Raw genomic sequence first — 16,260 nt, forward strand, 5'->3', positions numbered from 1 at the left:
GGGAAACGGCAGCGGTTCCTGATGCGTTCAAACAACCGAACGCGACCTGACCACCCGCTGGCCCGCTCAGTGCCCGAAGCGCAGGGCGTCCACGGCGTTGCCCAGCGCGGCCACCCGCACCGTGCTGCTCTGCCCGGTCCGGTGGTGGTGCTCGCTGGCGTGGGCGGCGGCCGTGTCGAAGGCGACTGCGCCGCTGTCGAAGGCCTGCACTTCCTGCGAGCGGGGATCGATGAGCGACCAGCGCTGGGCGTGGCATTGGACGGTGATGACCATCTCGAGCTCCTGCAGTTGGAAAATCCAGGTCGGGGAACCCCGACCGGTGCTATGGGGGATACGGTAGCCAGCGGTTCCGGGGACGCCTATCAGATTTGTCCGAAAAATCCGTACGCAAAGCGCGGGCTGGCGGCCTCGTCACATCCCTGAGGACGTTTAGTGAAGAAAATTCGTGACCCTTGTCACGAAGTCGCAGTCGTTTCACACTATCGTCACCAACGGGGGCCCCTTCCACATGCGCACCTTGCTTTCCACCCAGCGTTCCACGCTGCTGAAGTTCTATTTCGTTGCCTGCTACGTCGTGCTGATTGAAGAACTGCTGCGCGCTTCGTTGACGTAAGCGCTTGCCGACTGGCTTGAAAGCGCCTGAAAATGACGCTTTCAAGCCTAGGGCCATCACCATGCGACTCGCCTTGCTGATCCCAGCGCTGTGCGCGCTGCTGGTGGCCTGTGCGCCGCCATCGACCACCCCGGCCGAAAGCGCCGCGTCGCCGCCGGCGCCTGCGCAGGTAGGTGGCGATCGCGACGAACACGGCTGCATCGGCTCGGCCGGCTACCAGTGGTGCGCGCGCAGCCAGCGCTGCGAACGGCCCTGGGAACTGGCCCAGGCACAGGGTCTGGCCAATACGGCCGAGGCCATCGGTGCCTGGTGTGCCGCGCCGCCGCACCCGGCCCGCCCCTGACAGCAGCCCCCCCGCGAGATTCCCGATGACCGAATTGTCCCCCCTGCCCGCCTTGGCCCCGGGCCGCTACCGCCACTTCAAGGGCGGCCTGTACCAGGTCGTGGATATCGTGCGCAGCAGCGAGACCCTGGAACCGTTGGTGCTGTACCGCGCGCTGTACGGCGAAGGCGAGCTGTGGGTGCGGCCCTACCCGATGTTCGTCGAGCAGGTGCCCGGCGCCGACGGCCCGCAGCCGCGCTTCGCCCGCATCGGCGACTGATCGCCGCGACCTCACGCGCTGCGCACGGGCGCGCCGCGCATGCTGCAGGTGACTTCCTGCCGGATCGCCTCGCCCATGCGCCGCCTCCTGATTCCGTGCCTGTGGCTGCTGGCCACGCCGGCCCTGGCCGACGAACTGCCGGCCTTTGATCGTCCCGGCCTCGGCTTCGGCACCGATACGGTGCCGCGCGGCGCGCTGGCACTGGAAGTCGGCCTACCCACCTGGCAACGCGACCGTGACCGCGATGGCGTGCGCACCCGCTCGCTGGCGGGCGACGTCCTGTTGCGCACCGGGCTTTCAGGGCAACTGGAACTGCAGGTGTCGACCACCCCGTGGCAGCGCCAGAGCGTGCGCAGCGCGGACCTGCCGACCCAACGCCAGCACGGCAGCGGCGATACCCAGCTAGCCCTGAAATGGGCTGGGCCAGGCAGCACCGAGCGCACCGCGTGGGCGCTGCTGGCCAGTGCCGTGGTGGCCCGTGGCGATGCCGATTTCAGCGAAGGGCACCAGTACGCGCTCGCGCTCAGCGTGGAACAGGCGCTGGGCGAACGCTGGAGCGCCGCGCTGTATGGCAGCCACCAGCGCGGCGACGGCGAGCGCAGCACCACCTGGTCGCCCAGCCTGTCACTGGCGGCCACTGACCGCCTGAGCCTGTTTGTCGAAGCCGGCCTGACCCACAGCCGCGGCGCGCCGGACCAGCGCGTGGCCGGTGCGGGGATCACTTGGATGCTGCGCCCGCGCGTGCAGCTGGACGCCTCCTTCGACGCCGGCCTCGATGCCGACAGCCCGGACCTGCAGGTCGGCACCGGCCTGGCGGTCTACTTCGATTGACGAGGCGGACGGTGCGGCGATGACGCGCGGTATCATGCATACCGTCCAGTCGGTTTCTTCCGTATGTCCGCCCCTTCTCCCCGTATCCGCCGCAACGCACCGGACAGCGTGCGCCAAGCGCTGCTGCTGTGCACCGCCCGCCTGATCGCCCAGCACGGCTTGGCTGCGCTGACCGTGCAGGAGGTGGCCGATGCCGCAGGTGTCAGCAAGGGCGCGCTGTTCCACCACTTCGCCAACAAGCAGGCCTTGATCGACGCTGCCCTGGCCGCACTCACCGACGATTTCGAAGTGCACGTACGCTTCCTGCTCGAGCAGGATGACATCGCCTACGGCCGCTCCAGCCGCGCCTATGTGCGCGCCTGCTTCGACCACCTGCTGCAGCAGGAACAGGCCAACGATATCGGCCTGAGCCTGGCCCATCTGCTTGAACCAGCCCTGTTGGCGCACTGGCGTGCGTGGATGCGGCGCCTGTTGGCCGAATTCCCCGCCGAGGCGTGCGACGCACGTCTGTACGCCGCACGTTGCGTGGCCGATGGCTACTGGGCCACGGCTTACGGACAACCGCTTGGCGAGGAAGAGCGCCGCAATGCCCTGGCCATGGCGCAGGAAGCACTGAAGCTGTGCCGTTCGCCGTCGGAGACCCTGCCGGCGGCAGCCTAGGCGACCTTCTTGGCAACCTTCATGCCCAGCACGAACAGGATCACAGCGATGATGATGCCTGCCCAGAACAGGAACTTGGCGATCCCCACGGCCGCACCGGCGATGCCGCCGAAGCCCAGCACGCCGGCGATCAGGCCGATGATGGCGAAAATGATGGCCCACTTGATCATGTCAAACCTTTCCCCTGCGGGGCATTCATTGGTGTGATCAGGCTAGGCAAACGCCGATGCCAGGTACGTGAACAGGCCGCACCTGCAGCGTGAAATCGCCGCGGCTCAGCGCGGCCGGAAGCGCAGCAGGGCCACGGCGAACGCCAGGAACACCGTGCCCATCAGGCGTTCGAACCAGCGCTGCGCGAACGGCCTGGCCAGCCAGCGGCGCAGGCCATGGCCACCGGCGGCGTACATCACATACCAGAACAGTTCGCAGCCAGCGAAGGTGGCCACCAGCACCGCGTACTGCATGCCCTGCGCACGTGCCGGATCGATGAACTGTGGCAGGAACGGCGCGGCGAACAGCAGCAGCTTGGGATTGCTCAAGCCCACCAGCAGGCCACCTCGAAACACCGCTGCGTGGCCGTGCACCAACGCCGGCAGCGCCGCATCGCCGGTGCTTGCGGCACGCACCTGCAGGCTGTCACGCCAGGCCTTGATACCCAGCCAGGCCAGGTAGGCCACGCCCAGGTAACGCAGCCCGTCGAACACCAGCGGCGATGAGCGCAGTACGGCACTCAGACCCGCTGCCGACGCAGCCAGCACCAGCAGCATGGCTAACAGGCAACCGGCCATGGCCGGCACGCTGCGGCGGAAGCCCAGCCCGACACTACGGCCGAGGATGTGCAGCATGTTCGGACCGGGTGTGCCACACAGCACGAATACGGCGGCCAGGAACCACCACCAGGTTTGCAGGGCCATTGCTGTTCTCGACGCGGGACGCCCACCAGCTTAAGGGTTGGCGCCGCGCGGCAGTACGTACAGCCCGGAGCCGGATCGACGGTTACAGAAGGCAGCCGGCATGCGAGGGCCGGTCTGTGCTGCAATGCGGCTTCCAGCACGGAGACACACATGAAGACCTTGGGCCTGATTGGCGGCATGAGCTGGGAAAGCTCGGCGCAGTACTACCGCCTCATCAACGAGGATGTCCGCCAGCGGCTGGGCGGCGCGCACTCGGCGCAGCTGCTGCTATGGTCGGTGGATTTTGCCCGCATCAAACAGCTGCAGCACGACGGCGACTGGGACGCGCTGGGCGCGGAGATGACCGACGCCGCCCGCCGGCTGCAGGCAGGGGGCGCCGACCTGCTGGTGGTCTGCACCAACACCATGCACAAGCTGGCCCCACAACTGGAAGCGGCCTGCCCGCTGCCGCTGCTGCATATCGCCGATCCGACCGCCAACGCCATCCGCCGCGCCGACCTGCGCACGGTCGGCCTGCTCGGCACCGCCTTCACCATGGAAGAAGACTTCTACCGCAAGCGGCTGAGCGAGCGCTTCGGGTTGCAGGTGCTGGTGCCGGACGCCGACGACCGCCGCGACGTGCACGACATCATCTACCGCGAGCTGATTGCCGGCGTGGTGAGTGAAGCCTCGCGGCAGCGCTATGTGGAGGTGATCGCACGCCTGGTGGCGCGCGGCGCCGAAGCCATCATCCTGGGATGCACCGAGATCATGTTGCTGGTACGGGAACAGGACAGCCCGGTACCGCTGTTCGATACCACCACCCTGCACGCCCGTGCCGCGGTGGACGCCGCGCTGGCCGACGCTTTGTAGAGCCAGCTCGACGCTACGGCGCCTGGATTTCCAGCGCTGTTTCCAGCCAGTCCATCACGGCGGGCGAATCGCACAGGAAGAACAGCGCATCGCCGCTGCGCGCTTCGGTCAACAAGCGATACACGCTGATGGCCACGCCGGACTGGCTGGCAATGAACACTTCGCCGCTGCGCGGGCCTTCCACCTGCCGTGACAGGTGCTGCAGAGCGCGGCGCGCGGCCACGGTGCCGGCCGGCTCTGCCTCGCGGCTCAACTCGACGCCGCGCAGGCCCCAGGACACGAACACGCGCTTGCCCTTGAACGTGGTGTCCAGGACCTGCACGTCGGCCGTGCCTTCGCCGGCCGAGCGATGAATGACGATACTGCTGATCAACGCAACCCCCTGTGGTCGTCGTGGTCCGCACATCGCCTGCACGCCACTACGCCGCAACCCGGGGCTGGAAGCTCCAGCCCGCTGGCGCGGCGAAGAACGCGAAGGAATACCGATGCGATCGGATGTGCGGATGATGATACGGGAAGTACCTGGGCGTATGGGTCTGCACGCTGAACGGCCGGCGGTTACGCGCGCGTGCCTGCGCCCTGGGCCAGGCACGCGCCCACGCGCGTTTCCAGCAGCGCCATCAACGCCGGGTCCATGCAGGCGTAATCGTCGGGAATGTCCAGGCAGTGCAGCGGCGTGTGCAGCAGCAGGCGCGCGAACTGCGCCTGCAGGCGATGCTGGTGCTTGGCTTCCATCACGAAGATCACATCGGCCCAGCGCAGATCCTGCACGCTGATGGGCCGCCGCGCATGCGGGCTGGTGCCGGCCGAGCGCGCGTTGAAGCCCGGCCGCCGTCGCCAGATGGCTTCGGCGGTGGGGCTGCGCAACTGGTTGCGACTGCAGACGAAGAGCAGGTTGATCATGGCTGCTCCAGCTGCTGGCGCACGGTCTGGATGGGATAGATGAAGCCCAGTTGCCGTGCACGCGCCAGCTTTGCGCTGCGCAGGTACATCAGCTTCCAGTTCTTTTCAGGCTTGATCAGCGCCACGCGCGTTGCGCGATCGCCGCCATGCAGGCGCGCCGTGGCACGACGCCAGGCGCGGTTTCGGTGGTGGTACATGCAGTGTTCTCGTAAGGACCGGGGTCAGCAGCCGCGGTGATACGAGTGGCGCGCAGCATACACCGGCGCAACAAGAAAGCCCACGCTGTGATGCGCGGGCTTTTCGGTTCATTGCAGTAATGGTCGGGACGGCCGGATTCGAACCGACGACCCTCTGCCCCCCAGGCAGATGCGCTACCAGGCTGCGCTACGCCCCGACTGATGCTGCAATGTCCCCGCCTGTGTGGCGGGCCGTGAAGTATAGCGGATTACTTGGAAAAAAGGTTCAGCGTCGCAGCAGTTGCAGCACTTCTTCCAGTTCCATCCGCACCTGCTTGATGATCTGGTTGCTCAGCGCCGATTCCTCGCGCGCATCCGGACCGTCCAGGCGCAGGCGCGCGCCGCCGATGGTGTAGCCCTGTTCGTACAGCAGGCTGCGGATCTGCCGCACCATCAGCACGTCGTGGCGCTGGTAGTAGCGGCGGTTTCCACGGCGCTTGGCCGGCTCAAGGCTGGGAAATTCGGTTTCCCAGTAGCGCAGCACGTGCGGCTTGACGTCGCACAGCTCGCTTACTTCACCAATGGTGAAGTAGCGCTTGGCCGGGATCGGCGGAAGTTCGCGGTTACTGCCCGGATCCAGCATAAGCTTCCACCCTCTCCTTGAGCTTCTGGCCCGGACGGAAGGTGACCACCGTACGGGCGGAAATGGGAATTTCCTCGCCGGTCTTGGGGTTGCGACCCGGGCGCTGGCTCTTGCGCCGCAGATCGAAATTACCGAAGCCCGACAGCTTCACCTGACGTCCCTGTTCCAATGCTTCACGCAGCACATCGAAAAACGCGTCGACGAATTCCTTGGCTTCCCGCTTGTTCAGACCGACTTCGTCGAACAGCTTTTCCGCCATCTCCGCCTTGGTCAATGCCATTGCCTGCTACCCCCGAGTGCTGCCCGCTCAGCCGCGGATCCGGGCGTGGTGTTCACGCTCGATGGCAGTGACCGCCTCGGCCACCACCGCTTCCACGTCGCGGTCCGTCAGAGTGCGCGACTTGTCCTGCAAAATCAAGCCCATAGCGAGACTCTTGAACCCCGGCTCGACCCCCTGCCCGACGTAACGGTCGAACAGGTTCAGCTCGCGCAGCAGCGGCCCGGCGGCCTGGCGGATGGTGGCAGCCAGGTCGCTCCAGGCCACCTGTTCAGGCACCAGGAACGCCAAGTCGCGGCGCACCGCCGGGAACCGCGACAGCTCGCCGGCACGCGGCAGTGCACGGGCACTGAGCGGCTCCAGGTCCAGCTCGAACGCATAGACATCCACTTCGATGTCCATGGCCTTGGCCAGGCGCGGGTGGATCTGGCCGATCCAGCCGATCGCCACACCGTCGCGATGGATCTCGGCCGAACGGGCCGGATGGCCGAACGGGCGCTGCGACGGACGGAATTCGAGCACGGCGCCGCTGGCGGCCGCCAGCGATTCCAGGTCGCCCTTCAGATCATGGAAGTCGACCTTGCGGGTCGGCAGGCCCCACTGCACGGCCTGCGCATCGCCGCACACCGCGGCGGCCACGCGCGGGGTTTCCAGCGGTGCCGGCCGGCCTTCGCCGTCCTGCTGGGCGAACACCCGGCCGACCTCGAACAGGCGCACGCGCGCCAGCTGACGGGCGGCATTGCGGCCCAGGGTGGCGACCAGGCCCGGCAGCAGCGCCGGGCGCATCACCGCCAGCTCGGCCGACAGCGGGTTGGCCAGCGGCACCAGGCTCTCGCGCAGCTGCCACTGGGTCAGCAGAGCATCGTCGACGAAGGCGAAATTCAGGGTTTCCTGCAGGTCGCGGGCGATCAGCTGGCGGCGCACGCTCAGCACGTCCAGCTGGGTCTCGGTCGGCATCGCCACGCGTGCAGCACCGCCCGGCAGGGTGGTCGGAATCTGCTCGTAACCGTGGATACGGGCCAGTTCCTCGATCAGGTCTTCTTCGATGGCGATGTCGAAGCGGCGGCTCGGCGCGGTCACCTGCCAGCCTTCGCCGGCCGCGGTCACGCCCATGCCCAGCGCGCGCAGGATGCGCTCGACTTCGGCGTCTTCAATGGTGATGCCCAGCACGCGGGTGATGCGGGCGCGGCGCAGGGTAATCGTTGCCGCCTGCGGCAGGTCCGCCTGGTTGACCGCCTCGGTAACCGGCGCCGGGGTACCGCCGGCCAGATCCAGCACCAGACGGGTGGCGTACTCGATGGCGGTGCGCGGCAGTGCCGGGTCCACGCCACGTTCGAAACGGTGGCCGGCATCGGTGTGCAGGCCCAGCTTGCGGCCACGGCCCATGATGGCGGCCGGGGCGAAGTGCGCGGCCTCCAGGAACACCGCGGTGGTGTCGTCGGTCACGCGGGTGTCGAAGCCGCCCATCAGGCCGGCCAGGCCGACCGCGCGGTCGGCATCGGTCACCACAAGGAAGCTGTCGTCCAGCACCGCATCGCGGCCGTCGAGCAGCTTGATGGTTTCATTGGCGCGCGAACGGCGCACGCCGATGCTGCCCTGCAGGGTGCCCAGGTCGTAGGCGTGCATCGGCTGGCCCAGTTCCAGCATCACGTACTGGGTGATGTCGACCAGCAGCGACACCGGGCGCACGCCACTGCGACGCAGGCGCTCGGCCATCCACAGCGGGGTCTTGGCGGCGGCATTCACGCCTTCGATCACGCGGCCCAGGTAGCGCGGCGCTTCAGCGCCGGCAGCAAGGGTGATGGCGAGTTCGCGGCTGCCAACCGGCGCAATCGCCTCGGCGGCGAACGCCAGCACTTCACTGCGGGTGGCGGCGGCCACGTCGTAGGCGATGCCACGCACGCTGAAGCAGTCGGCGCGGTTGGGGGTCAGCTTGATCTCGATGCTGGCGTCGGGCAGGCCCAGGTACTCGACCAGGGTCTGGCCGACCGGCGCGTCATCGGGCAGTTCCAGCAGGCCCGATGCATCGTTGTCCAGGCCCAGTTCCTTGGCCGAGCACAGCATGCCGTTGGATTCCACGCCACGCAGCTTGGCCGGCTTGATCTTCAGGTCACCGATCTGCGCACCGACCATCGCCAGCGGCGCAACCAGGCCCGGGCGCGCATTGGGCGCACCGCAGACGATCTGCAGCAGTTCGCCCTGCCCCGCATCGACCTTGCACACCTGCAGGCGATCGGCTTCGGGATGGCGCACGGCCTCGACGATGCGTGCCACGACCACGTGCTGCAGACCGTTGCCGAGCGCGGTCACCTCTTCCACTTCCAGACCGATGGCGGTCAGCACCGCGCTCAGTTCATCGCGCGAGGCAGAGGTCGGGACGTGGCTGCGCAGCCAGTTTTCGGAGAATTTCATGGTGTCACCCTGGTGGGCCCGGCGCATGCGCCTGGGCCTGCGAATTTAGGAGCAGTCGATACAGGAACAGTCGAGCAAGCTCGACTCTACGAGTCGGCGCTTACGCGAACTGTTTCAGGAATCGCACGTCGTTTTCGAAGAACGCGCGCAGGTCGTTCACGCCATAGCGCAGCATGGCGAAGCGCTCCACGCCCAGGCCGAAGGCGAAGCCGGTGTAGCGTTCCGGATCGATGCCCACGTTGCGCAGCACGTTCGGGTGCACCATGCCGCAGCCCAGCACTTCCAGCCAGCGGGTGCTGCCGTCGGGCTGCTGCCAGGCGATGTCCACTTCCGCGCCCGGTTCCACGAACGGGAAGTAGCTGGGGCGGAAGCGCATTTCGAAATCGCGCTCGAAGAACGCGCGCACGAACTCGGCCAGCGTGCCCTTCAGGTCGGCGAAGTTCGAATGCTCGTCCACCAGCAGGCCTTCCACCTGGTGGAACATCGGCGAATGGGTCTGGTCGCTGTCGCTGCGGTACACCTTGCCGGCGGCGATCATGCGCAGCGGCGGCTGGTGCTGGCCCATGTAGCGCACCTGCACACCGGAGGTATGCGTGCGCAGCAGGCGGCCATCACCGAAGTAGAAGGTGTCGTGCATGGCGCGCGCCGGATGGTGCGGCGGGAAGTTCAGTGCCTCGAAGTTGTGCCAGTCGTCCTCGATTTCCGGCCCTTCGGAAAGCTCGTAGCCCAGCCGGCCGAAAATGCCGGTGATGCGCTCCAGGGTGCGGGTGATCGGGTGCAGGCCGGCGCGCTCGCCATTGCGGCCCGGCAGGGTGATGTCGATGGCTTCGGCGGCCAGGCGCGCATCCAGTGCGGCGTTTTCCAGCACGGCCTTGCGCTCGCCCAGCGCGCTGGACAGCGCGTCACGGGCCTGGTTGATGGCCTCACCGGCGGCCTTGCGCTCGTCGGCCGGCAGGGTGCCCAGCTGCTTCAGCTGCGCGGTGATGCTGCCGCTCTTGCCGAGCAGGGCCACGCGCAGCTGTTCCAGCACGTCGGGGCTCTGTGCGGCGGCCACGTCGGCCAGCGCCTGGGTGGTGAGGGATTGGATGTCGCTCATGGGGGGCCGGAACTCCAGTCGGTCTGCCATCGCGATGCGCGAAGGGCCGACCCCTGTCGCCACCGCCGGTCCCCGCAACGCGCGCCTGCGGCATTGCCGGAACCCAAAAAAGAATGGGGAAGGACTTGCGCCCTTCCCCATGCATTGCCTCTACCTGACACCGTTCACCGTGAACGGAAACGGCATCGGGAAGGACTTATGCCGCCAGTGCGCCCTTGGCCTTTTCGGCCAGCGCAGCAAAACCGGCTGCGTCGTGCACGGCGATATCAGCCAGGACCTTGCGGTCCAGGGTGATGCCGGCCTTCAGCAGGCCGTTCATGAAGCGGCTGTAGCTCAGGCCGTTGATGCGGGCAGCCGCATTGATACGGGTGATCCACAGCGAACGGAAGTTGCGCTTCTTCTGCTTACGGCCGATGTAGGCGTACTGCTGCGCCTTGATGACGGCCTGCTTGGCAACGCGGAAGACCTTGCGACGGGCGTTGTAATAGCCCTTGGCCAGATCCAGAATCTTCTTGTGGCGGCGACGCGCCTGTACGCCACGCTTAACTCGTGCCATTTTTCAGTTCCTCAGAGGTAAGGGAGCATACGATCCAGACGGCCGGCGTCTTCTGCACGGACGTGGTTCGTCTGACGCAGGTTACGCTTACGCTTGGTCGCTTTCTTCGTGAGGATGTGGCTACGGTTGGCGTGGCCGCACTTGTACTTGCCCGAGGCGGTCTTGCGGAAACGCTTGGCCGCTGCCCGGTTGGTCTTGATCTTGGGCATTGCAATGTCCTTGATGGGGGTGACCCTGGTTTCTGACTGATCTGGCGGTGGCCATTGCCACTCTTTCCGTCCTGCCATGATCGGCGTACGACCCGTCCTGGGTGGGTCGAGCCGGGTATGATACAGGCAAATCCGCCCCGCCACCAGCCCTTTCAACCGTTTCCGTACAGTGCCGCAAAAGCAAAGGGGCGCCCGTGGCGCCCCATTACCCTGAACCTTTCAGCCAGGCGCCCCGAAGGGCGGCCCGCCAGGCCTCAGGTCTTCTTCTTCGGCGCGATCATCATCACCATCTGGCGCCCTTCCAGGCGCGGACGGCTTTCAATGACGATGTCCTCGCCCAGATCGGCCTCGATGCGGTTGGCCATTTCACGACCCAGTTCCTGGTGGCTCATTTCACGGCCACGGAAACGGATGTTGACCTTGATCTTGTCACCGTCTTCAAGGAAACCACGCATCTTGCGCAGCTTGATCTGGTAGTCGCCCTCGTCCGTGACCGGACGGAACTTCACTTCCTTGATCTCGACCTGCTTGGTCTTCTTCTTGGCCTCGCTGGCCTTCTTCTGCGCTTCGAACTTGAACTTGCCGAAGTCCATGATCTTGCAGACCGGCGGATCGGCCTGCGGCTGGATTTCGACCAGGTCCAGGCCTTCATCTTCGGCCATGGACAGCGCTTCGTCGCGCGACAACACGCCGATCATTTCTCCGTCACTGCCGATTACGCGGACGCGCGGCACACGGATTTCCTGATTCCTGCGGTTCTGTTTGTTGTCAGGGGTGCTGATATTACGTTCTCCCAAGGGTATCGAACCGGCCCGGGTGCCTATGCCCCCGGACCGGACCTTTGCTTACGCGCCCTCGGCCTGCAGCCGTTCGATGAAGGCCTGCAGACTCATGCTGCCCAGGTCTTCGCCAGAACGCGTACGCACCGCCACAGCCCCATTTTCCTTCTCGCGGTCACCGATGACCAGCAGGTAAGGCACGCGCTGCAACGTATGCTCGCGGATTTTATAGCCGATCTTCTCGTTACGCAAATCCGAGCTGACGCGGAAGCCTTGCTCCGCAAGGGTTTGGGTCACGCCCGTGACGTATTCAGCTTGGGCATCGGTGATATTGGCCACCACCACCTGGGTCGGCGCCAGCCAGGCCGGGAACTGGCCGGCATGGTGCTCGATCAGGATGCCCAGGAAGCGCTCCATCGAACCGACGATGGCCCGGTGCAGCATGACCGGGTGCTTCTTCTGGCTGTTTTCGTCCACGTACTCGGCGCCCAGGCGGCCGGGCATCATGAAATCGACCTGCATGGTGCCCAGCTGCCAGGTGCGGCCGATGGCGTCCTTCAGGTGGTACTCGATCTTCGGGCCGTAGAAGGCACCCTCGCCCGGCAGCTCCTGCCATTCCACGCCACAGCTGGACAGCGCCGAGCGCAGCGCGCCTTCGGCCTTGTCCCAGGTGGCGTCGTCGCCCAGGCGCGATTCCGGGCGCAGCGCGATCTTGATCTGGATCTCGTCGAAGCCGAAGTGCTGGTACACCGCCAGCGCCTGCTGGTGGAACGCGGTCACTTCCGATTCGATCTGGCTCTCGGTGCAGAACACATGGCCGTCGTCCTGGGTGAAACCGCGCACGCGCAGGATGCCGTGCAGCGCGCCGGACGGCTCGTTGCGGTGGCAGGAACCGAATTCACCGTAGCGGATCGGCAGGTCGCGGTAGCTGTGCAGGCCCTGGTTGAACACCTGCACGTGGCCCGGGCAGTTCATCGGCTTGACCGCGTAGGTGCGCTTCTCCGATTCGGTGAAGAACATGTTGTCCTGGTAGTTGTCCCAGTGGCCGGACTTCTTCCACAGGCTCACGTCCAGGATCTGCGGGCAGCGCACTTCGCCGTAGCCGCTGCTGCGGTAGACCTTGCGCATGTACTGCTCGACCACCTGCCACAGCGCCCAGCCCTTGGGGTGCCAGAACACCAGGCCCGGCGCTTCTTCCTGCAGGTGGAACAGGTCCTGCTGCTTGCCGATGCGGCGGTGGTCGCGCATTTCGGCTTCTTCGATACGCTTGATGTAGGCCTCGAGCTGCTTCTTGTCGGCCCAGGCGGTGCCGTAGATGCGCTGCAGCTGTTCGTTCTGCGCATCGCCGCGCCAGTACGCGCCGGAAATGCGGGTCAGCTTGAAGGCCTTCAGGAAGCGCGTGTTCGGCACGTGCGGGCCGCGGCACATGTCCACGTATTCCTGGTGGTAGTACATGCCCATGGCCTGGATGTCGTCGGACATGTCCTCGATCAGGCGCAGCTTGTAGTCCTCGCCACGCGCCTTGAAGATCTCGATCACTTCCGCGCGCGGGGTCATCTTCTTGATGACGTCGTAATCCTGGGCGATCAGTTCACCCATGCGCTTTTCGATGGCGGCCATGTCGTCCGGCGTGAACGGGCGCTCGGAATAGATGTCGTAGTAGAAGCCCTCGGCAATGACCGGGCCGATCACCATCTTCACGTCCGGGTACAGCTGCTTGACGGCGTGGCCGACCAGGTGGGCACAGGAGTGGCGGATGATTTCCACGCCCTCCTCGTCCTTGGCAGTGATGATGCGCAGGCTGGCGTCCTTGGCGATCACGTCGCTGGCATCGACCAGCACGCCATCGACCGAACCGGCGATGGTGGCCTTGGCCAGGCCGGCGCCGATCGACTGGGCGACGTCCATGACGCTGACGGGGTTTTCGAATTCGCGGCGGCTGCCGTCGGGAAGGGTGATGTTGATCATCGATAGGGCTTCGTGCGGGGCCCGCGCTGCGGGCTGGAATGCAGTCCCGGGCGGACGCCCGGGCAATAAAAAAGCGCCACGAGGGCGCCTGGAACAGGGCCTTCGGGGGCAGATCAGCGATGGGCGGTGGTAGTGCTCATGTCGCACGCTCGGCCGGCGCATGGGCGCGGGCCACCTTGTTCCAGAGGGTCAGGCACTGATCTTAAACCAGCGCACGACAAAGCCCAAGCGCCTGGGCGCAGGACTGAATGGGACCTGCTGGCGGGGTGAAATAGCAATGATTACCATGTGCGGTCGGCGCAGCCGATGCCCGCCCGCCCCGCTTGCCCAGGACCCCGTGATGCGCCACCCGCCTCGACCGGCCGCCGCCGGCCCCGCCTGTGTCCCGCAGCTGTCGGTCCTGCGCCAGCACGGGAACCGCCGATGATTACCGTGGCTCTGTCCAGCCTGGGCTTCTGCAGCCTCGGCCTGCTGGCGTCGATGTTCTCTGCCGTCGCCTTCTATGCCGCCTCGCCGCACTGCCGCTGGCCGCGCCTGCGCCGCGCCGGGCGCCTGGGCCGGCAGATCGGCCTGGTGGCGGCCGCCGCCGCGCTGTGGCTGTGGATGGCTGAACTGGGCTTCGCCACCGGGCTGGTGGTGATGCTGTGCGCGTGGATGCTGACCGCCCTGCTGCTGCCGGCGCTGGCCGCCTGGCACCGGCCCGGCGTGGAGCCGCGCTGATGTGGATGCGCGCCTTCGCCGGCCTGCTGGCCGGATTCTTCCTGGCCGCCGCGGCCACCGGCCTGTTGACCTGGCTGCCGCCAGGGCCGTGGACCAGTGCGCTGGTTCCAGGCCTGATCGCCTTCGTGCCCCTGTGGATGCTGGCGGCGCTGTGGGCCTTCAGCTTCCGCTCGCCCACCCGCGCCTGGCTGGTCCTGTCGGCGTGCGCCGCCGCCGGCTTCCTTGCCCTGTGGCTGCTGCGCCTGACCGGCGCGGTGCAGTGAGACTTTCCGCATGAAATTCAGTTCGCAGACCCTGCGCACCTTCACCACGCTGCATACCTGGGTCGGCCTGGTGGCCGGCTTCGGCCTGTTCGTGGCCTTCTACGCTGGCGCACTCACCCTGTTCCACCACGATCTGCCGCTGTGGCAGACACCGGGCGCCGCCTCGGCCCTGCCGGCCGGGCTGGACGATGCGCAGTACCTGCTCGATGACGTGCTGGCCCAGCACGCCGAGGCCCGCCGCCATGTCGGCATGACCTTCCCCGGTGACGACCACCCGCGGCCGCTGGCCTACTGGCAGGCCGGCGATGGCAGCTGGCGCTACGCCTGGCCGGGCCACACCGGCGGCAGCGCCACGCCGCCGCAGACCGGCCTGGCCGAGCTGGTGAACGAGCTGCATTACAGCCTGGGTCTGCCTGTGGCCGGCCTGTACGTGATGGGCATCGTCAGCCTGCTGTACGGTATGGCCCTGCTCAGCGGGCTGGTCATCCACCTGCCCAAGCTGCTGGGCGATCTGTTCGCGCTACGGCCCGGCCGCAACCTGAAGCAGATGTGGCAGGACGCGCACAACGTGATCGGCGTGCTCAGCCTGCCGTTCCATCTGATGTTCGCGGTGACCGGCGCCCTGCTGTGCCTGGTGTTCATCCAGATTGCCCTGCTCAATCCGCTGATCTACGACGGCAAGGCGCTGCAGGCCGTGCCTGCGGCCATGGATACGGCGCCGGTGCGCGAGGCCAGCGGCGTGCCGGCCGCGCCGGGCAGCCTGCGCCTGCTTCATGCGCGCGCCGTGGAAGCCGCACGCGCACAGGGCGTGACCGATTTCGAACCGGCGTACCTGAAGCTGGCCAACGGCGGCGACAGCCAGGCCACCATCGAGATTACCGGCGAATCCAGCGGCACCCTGGGCCCATTGGGTTCGGTCGCGCTGGACGTGGCCAGCGGCGAGGTCCTGGCCACCCAGTTGCCGGGGCGTCGCGATGCCAACCACGCCACGCTGAGCGCGGCCTATGCCCTGCACTTCGGCGAATTCGGCAACGGCGTGGTGGTCTGGCTTTACTTCCTGCTGGGGCTGGGCGGCGCCTTCCTGTTCTATTCGGGCAACCTGCTGTGGATCGAATCGCGGCGCAAGCGGCGCCAGGTCCAGCAGCCGCTTTCGGGGGTGAACATGGCACGGGCGACGGTGGGCGTGTGCATCGGCCTGTGCGTGGCGATCTCGGTCGCCTTCATCACCGCGCTGGTGCTGGAACGGGTGGCCCCGGCCAGCGTGGACCACGGTATCCGCTGGGCCTGCTTCGGCACGTGGGCGGCATGCGCACTGTGGGCGGCACTGCGTCGCCCGGCACAGGCCGCGCGTGAACTGCTATGGGCAGCGGCGATCAGCACGGCGCTGGTACCGGTGGCGCATGGCGCGCTCAACGGCGATTGGCTGTGGCTGGCCGCGGGGCGTGGGCACTGGCCGCTGTTCTGGATCGACGTGGTGGCCCTGGCCATGGCCGCAGGCTTTGCGCGGTTGGCAGTGGCCAGCCAACGCCGCGCCCGCAGCGGCGACCCCAACAGCGTCTGGGCGAATTGATGAAACCGTCGGGCATGGCCCGGCGCGCTATGCCTCGCCCGGCAGAGTCGAGCTTGCTCGACTGCTGTTGCTCCGCGCCAAGAGCAGTCGAGCAAGCTCGACTCTACGCCGAAGGCGCGGGCCTTCTGCCACGGGCAAGCCCCGGTAGAGTCGAGCTTGCTCGACTGTTGTTGCTCTGCGCGAAAGGCAGTCGAGCAAGCTCGACTCTACGAAAGC

Annotated in this window: 22 protein-coding genes and 1 tRNA gene; 8 read left to right on the plus strand and 15 right to left on the minus strand. The window is 66.8% G+C overall.

Translation table 11 applies throughout. The features are described from left to right. Positions 1 to 66 precede the first annotated feature (66 nt). Positions 67 to 273 carry a hypothetical protein gene (locus C1932_RS13335; protein ID WP_108762504.1) on the minus strand — a complete coding sequence of 69 codons (207 nt, stop codon included), beginning with the start codon at positions 271 to 273 and terminating at the stop codon, positions 67 to 69. A gap of 401 nt (positions 274 to 674) precedes the next feature. Here C1932_RS13335 and C1932_RS13340 point away from each other — a divergent pair, with 401 nt between their 5' ends. From C1932_RS13340 to C1932_RS13355, 4 genes are all read left to right on the plus strand, one after another. Beyond that, a complete protein-coding gene (locus C1932_RS13340) occupies positions 675 to 956 on the plus strand; it encodes a hypothetical protein (RefSeq protein ID WP_108762505.1) in 282 nt (93 codons plus the stop codon). A gap of 25 nt (positions 957 to 981) precedes the next feature. After that, entirely contained in the window at positions 982 to 1,215 is a 234-nt protein-coding gene (locus tag C1932_RS13345; RefSeq protein ID WP_108762506.1) for a DUF1653 domain-containing protein, read from the plus strand. Between the two features lie 75 nt (positions 1,216 to 1,290). After that, positions 1,291 to 2,046: a transporter gene (locus C1932_RS13350; protein WP_108762507.1), complete on the plus strand. Its 756-nt coding sequence runs from the start codon at positions 1,291 to 1,293 to the stop codon at positions 2,044 to 2,046. A gap of 63 nt (positions 2,047 to 2,109) precedes the next feature. Further along, complete coding sequence (locus tag C1932_RS13355; protein WP_108762508.1) at positions 2,110 to 2,706, plus strand: TetR/AcrR family transcriptional regulator; 597 nt, start codon at positions 2,110 to 2,112, stop codon at positions 2,704 to 2,706. Here the strand turns inward: C1932_RS13355 and C1932_RS13360 are convergent. Beyond that, positions 2,703 to 2,876, minus strand: coding sequence for a DUF1328 domain-containing protein (locus tag C1932_RS13360; protein ID WP_108750190.1), 174 nt, complete (start codon positions 2,874 to 2,876; stop codon positions 2,703 to 2,705). The two genes, C1932_RS13355 and C1932_RS13360, sit on opposite strands and share 4 nt — an antisense overlap. 105 nt (positions 2,877 to 2,981) lie before the next feature. After that, positions 2,982 to 3,620, minus strand: coding sequence for a LysE family translocator (locus tag C1932_RS13365; protein WP_108762509.1), 639 nt, complete (start codon positions 3,618 to 3,620; stop codon positions 2,982 to 2,984). A gap of 150 nt (positions 3,621 to 3,770) precedes the next feature. On the opposite strand from C1932_RS13365, the gene C1932_RS13370 reads away from it, so the two are divergent. Continuing rightward, positions 3,771 to 4,472 carry an aspartate/glutamate racemase family protein gene (locus C1932_RS13370; RefSeq protein ID WP_108762510.1) on the plus strand — a complete coding sequence of 234 codons (702 nt, stop codon included), beginning with the start codon at positions 3,771 to 3,773 and terminating at the stop codon, positions 4,470 to 4,472. A 13-nt stretch (positions 4,473 to 4,485) separates the two neighbouring features. On the opposite strand, the gene C1932_RS13375 is transcribed toward C1932_RS13370, so the two are convergent. The 12 genes from C1932_RS13375 to thrS all read right to left on the minus strand — a co-directional run bounded on the left by C1932_RS13375 (position 4,486) and on the right by thrS (position 13,491). Beyond that, the gene (locus C1932_RS13375; protein WP_234412140.1) at positions 4,486 to 4,845 is read right to left on the minus strand and encodes a hypothetical protein; all 360 of its coding nucleotides are present in this window, start codon (positions 4,843 to 4,845) and stop codon (positions 4,486 to 4,488) included. A gap of 185 nt (positions 4,846 to 5,030) precedes the next feature. Then, entirely contained in the window at positions 5,031 to 5,375 is a 345-nt protein-coding gene (locus C1932_RS13380) for a phosphotyrosine protein phosphatase (protein WP_108762512.1), read from the minus strand. Then, entirely contained in the window at positions 5,372 to 5,572 is a 201-nt protein-coding gene (locus C1932_RS13385; protein ID WP_108762513.1) for a hypothetical protein, read from the minus strand. Before C1932_RS13385 ends, C1932_RS13380 begins: the two co-directional genes overlap by 4 nt. Positions 5,573 to 5,692: 120 nt before the next feature. Then, positions 5,693 to 5,769, minus strand: a tRNA-Pro gene (locus C1932_RS13390). 68 nt (positions 5,770 to 5,837) lie between these two features. Beyond that, positions 5,838 to 6,194 (minus strand): MerR family transcriptional regulator, encoded by a 357-nt coding sequence (locus C1932_RS13395; RefSeq protein ID WP_005410431.1) that lies wholly within the window; start codon positions 6,192 to 6,194, stop codon positions 5,838 to 5,840. Beyond that, positions 6,175 to 6,474 (minus strand): integration host factor subunit alpha, encoded by a 300-nt coding sequence (locus tag C1932_RS13400; RefSeq protein WP_108750195.1) that lies wholly within the window; start codon positions 6,472 to 6,474, stop codon positions 6,175 to 6,177. Before C1932_RS13400 ends, C1932_RS13395 begins: the two co-directional genes overlap by 20 nt. A gap of 27 nt (positions 6,475 to 6,501) precedes the next feature. Next, positions 6,502 to 8,883 (minus strand): phenylalanine--tRNA ligase subunit beta, encoded by a 2,382-nt coding sequence (pheT, locus tag C1932_RS13405; protein ID WP_108763447.1) that lies wholly within the window; start codon positions 8,881 to 8,883, stop codon positions 6,502 to 6,504. 100 nt (positions 8,884 to 8,983) lie between these two features. Further along, the gene (pheS, locus tag C1932_RS13410) at positions 8,984 to 9,979 is read right to left on the minus strand and encodes a phenylalanine--tRNA ligase subunit alpha (protein WP_108762514.1); all 996 of its coding nucleotides are present in this window, start codon (positions 9,977 to 9,979) and stop codon (positions 8,984 to 8,986) included. 196 nt (positions 9,980 to 10,175) lie between these two features. Then, entirely contained in the window at positions 10,176 to 10,535 is a 360-nt protein-coding gene (gene rplT, locus C1932_RS13415; protein ID WP_005410435.1) for a 50S ribosomal protein L20, read from the minus strand. 11 nt (positions 10,536 to 10,546) lie between these two features. Next, positions 10,547 to 10,744, minus strand: a complete 198-nt coding sequence (gene rpmI, locus C1932_RS13420; protein ID WP_002811096.1) for a 50S ribosomal protein L35 — start codon at positions 10,742 to 10,744, stop codon at positions 10,547 to 10,549. A gap of 254 nt (positions 10,745 to 10,998) precedes the next feature. Further along, positions 10,999 to 11,541, minus strand: coding sequence for a translation initiation factor IF-3 (gene infC, locus C1932_RS13425; protein ID WP_108750197.1), 543 nt, complete (start codon positions 11,539 to 11,541; stop codon positions 10,999 to 11,001). Between the two features lie 48 nt (positions 11,542 to 11,589). Further along, positions 11,590 to 13,491 carry a threonine--tRNA ligase gene (thrS, locus tag C1932_RS13430; protein WP_108762515.1) on the minus strand — a complete coding sequence of 634 codons (1,902 nt, stop codon included), beginning with the start codon at positions 13,489 to 13,491 and terminating at the stop codon, positions 11,590 to 11,592. A gap of 423 nt (positions 13,492 to 13,914) precedes the next feature. Here thrS and C1932_RS13435 point away from each other — a divergent pair, with 423 nt between their 5' ends. From C1932_RS13435 to C1932_RS13445, 3 genes are read left to right on the plus strand one after another with little or no spacing between them, the layout of a single operon-like run. Continuing rightward, positions 13,915 to 14,211 (plus strand): hypothetical protein, encoded by a 297-nt coding sequence (locus C1932_RS13435; protein ID WP_108750199.1) that lies wholly within the window; start codon positions 13,915 to 13,917, stop codon positions 14,209 to 14,211. Then, a complete protein-coding gene (locus C1932_RS13440) occupies positions 14,211 to 14,474 on the plus strand; it encodes a hypothetical protein (RefSeq protein ID WP_108762516.1) in 264 nt (87 codons plus the stop codon). The genes C1932_RS13435 and C1932_RS13440 overlap by 1 nt, the downstream gene beginning before the upstream one ends. A 10-nt stretch (positions 14,475 to 14,484) precedes the next feature. After that, positions 14,485 to 16,044 carry a PepSY-associated TM helix domain-containing protein gene (locus tag C1932_RS13445; RefSeq protein WP_108762517.1) on the plus strand — a complete coding sequence of 520 codons (1,560 nt, stop codon included), beginning with the start codon at positions 14,485 to 14,487 and terminating at the stop codon, positions 16,042 to 16,044. Positions 16,045 to 16,260: the final 216 nt, after the last annotated feature.

The organism is Stenotrophomonas sp. YAU14D1_LEIMI4_1, from assembly GCF_003086815.1.
Taxonomy (GTDB): domain Bacteria; phylum Pseudomonadota; class Gammaproteobacteria; order Xanthomonadales; family Xanthomonadaceae; genus Stenotrophomonas.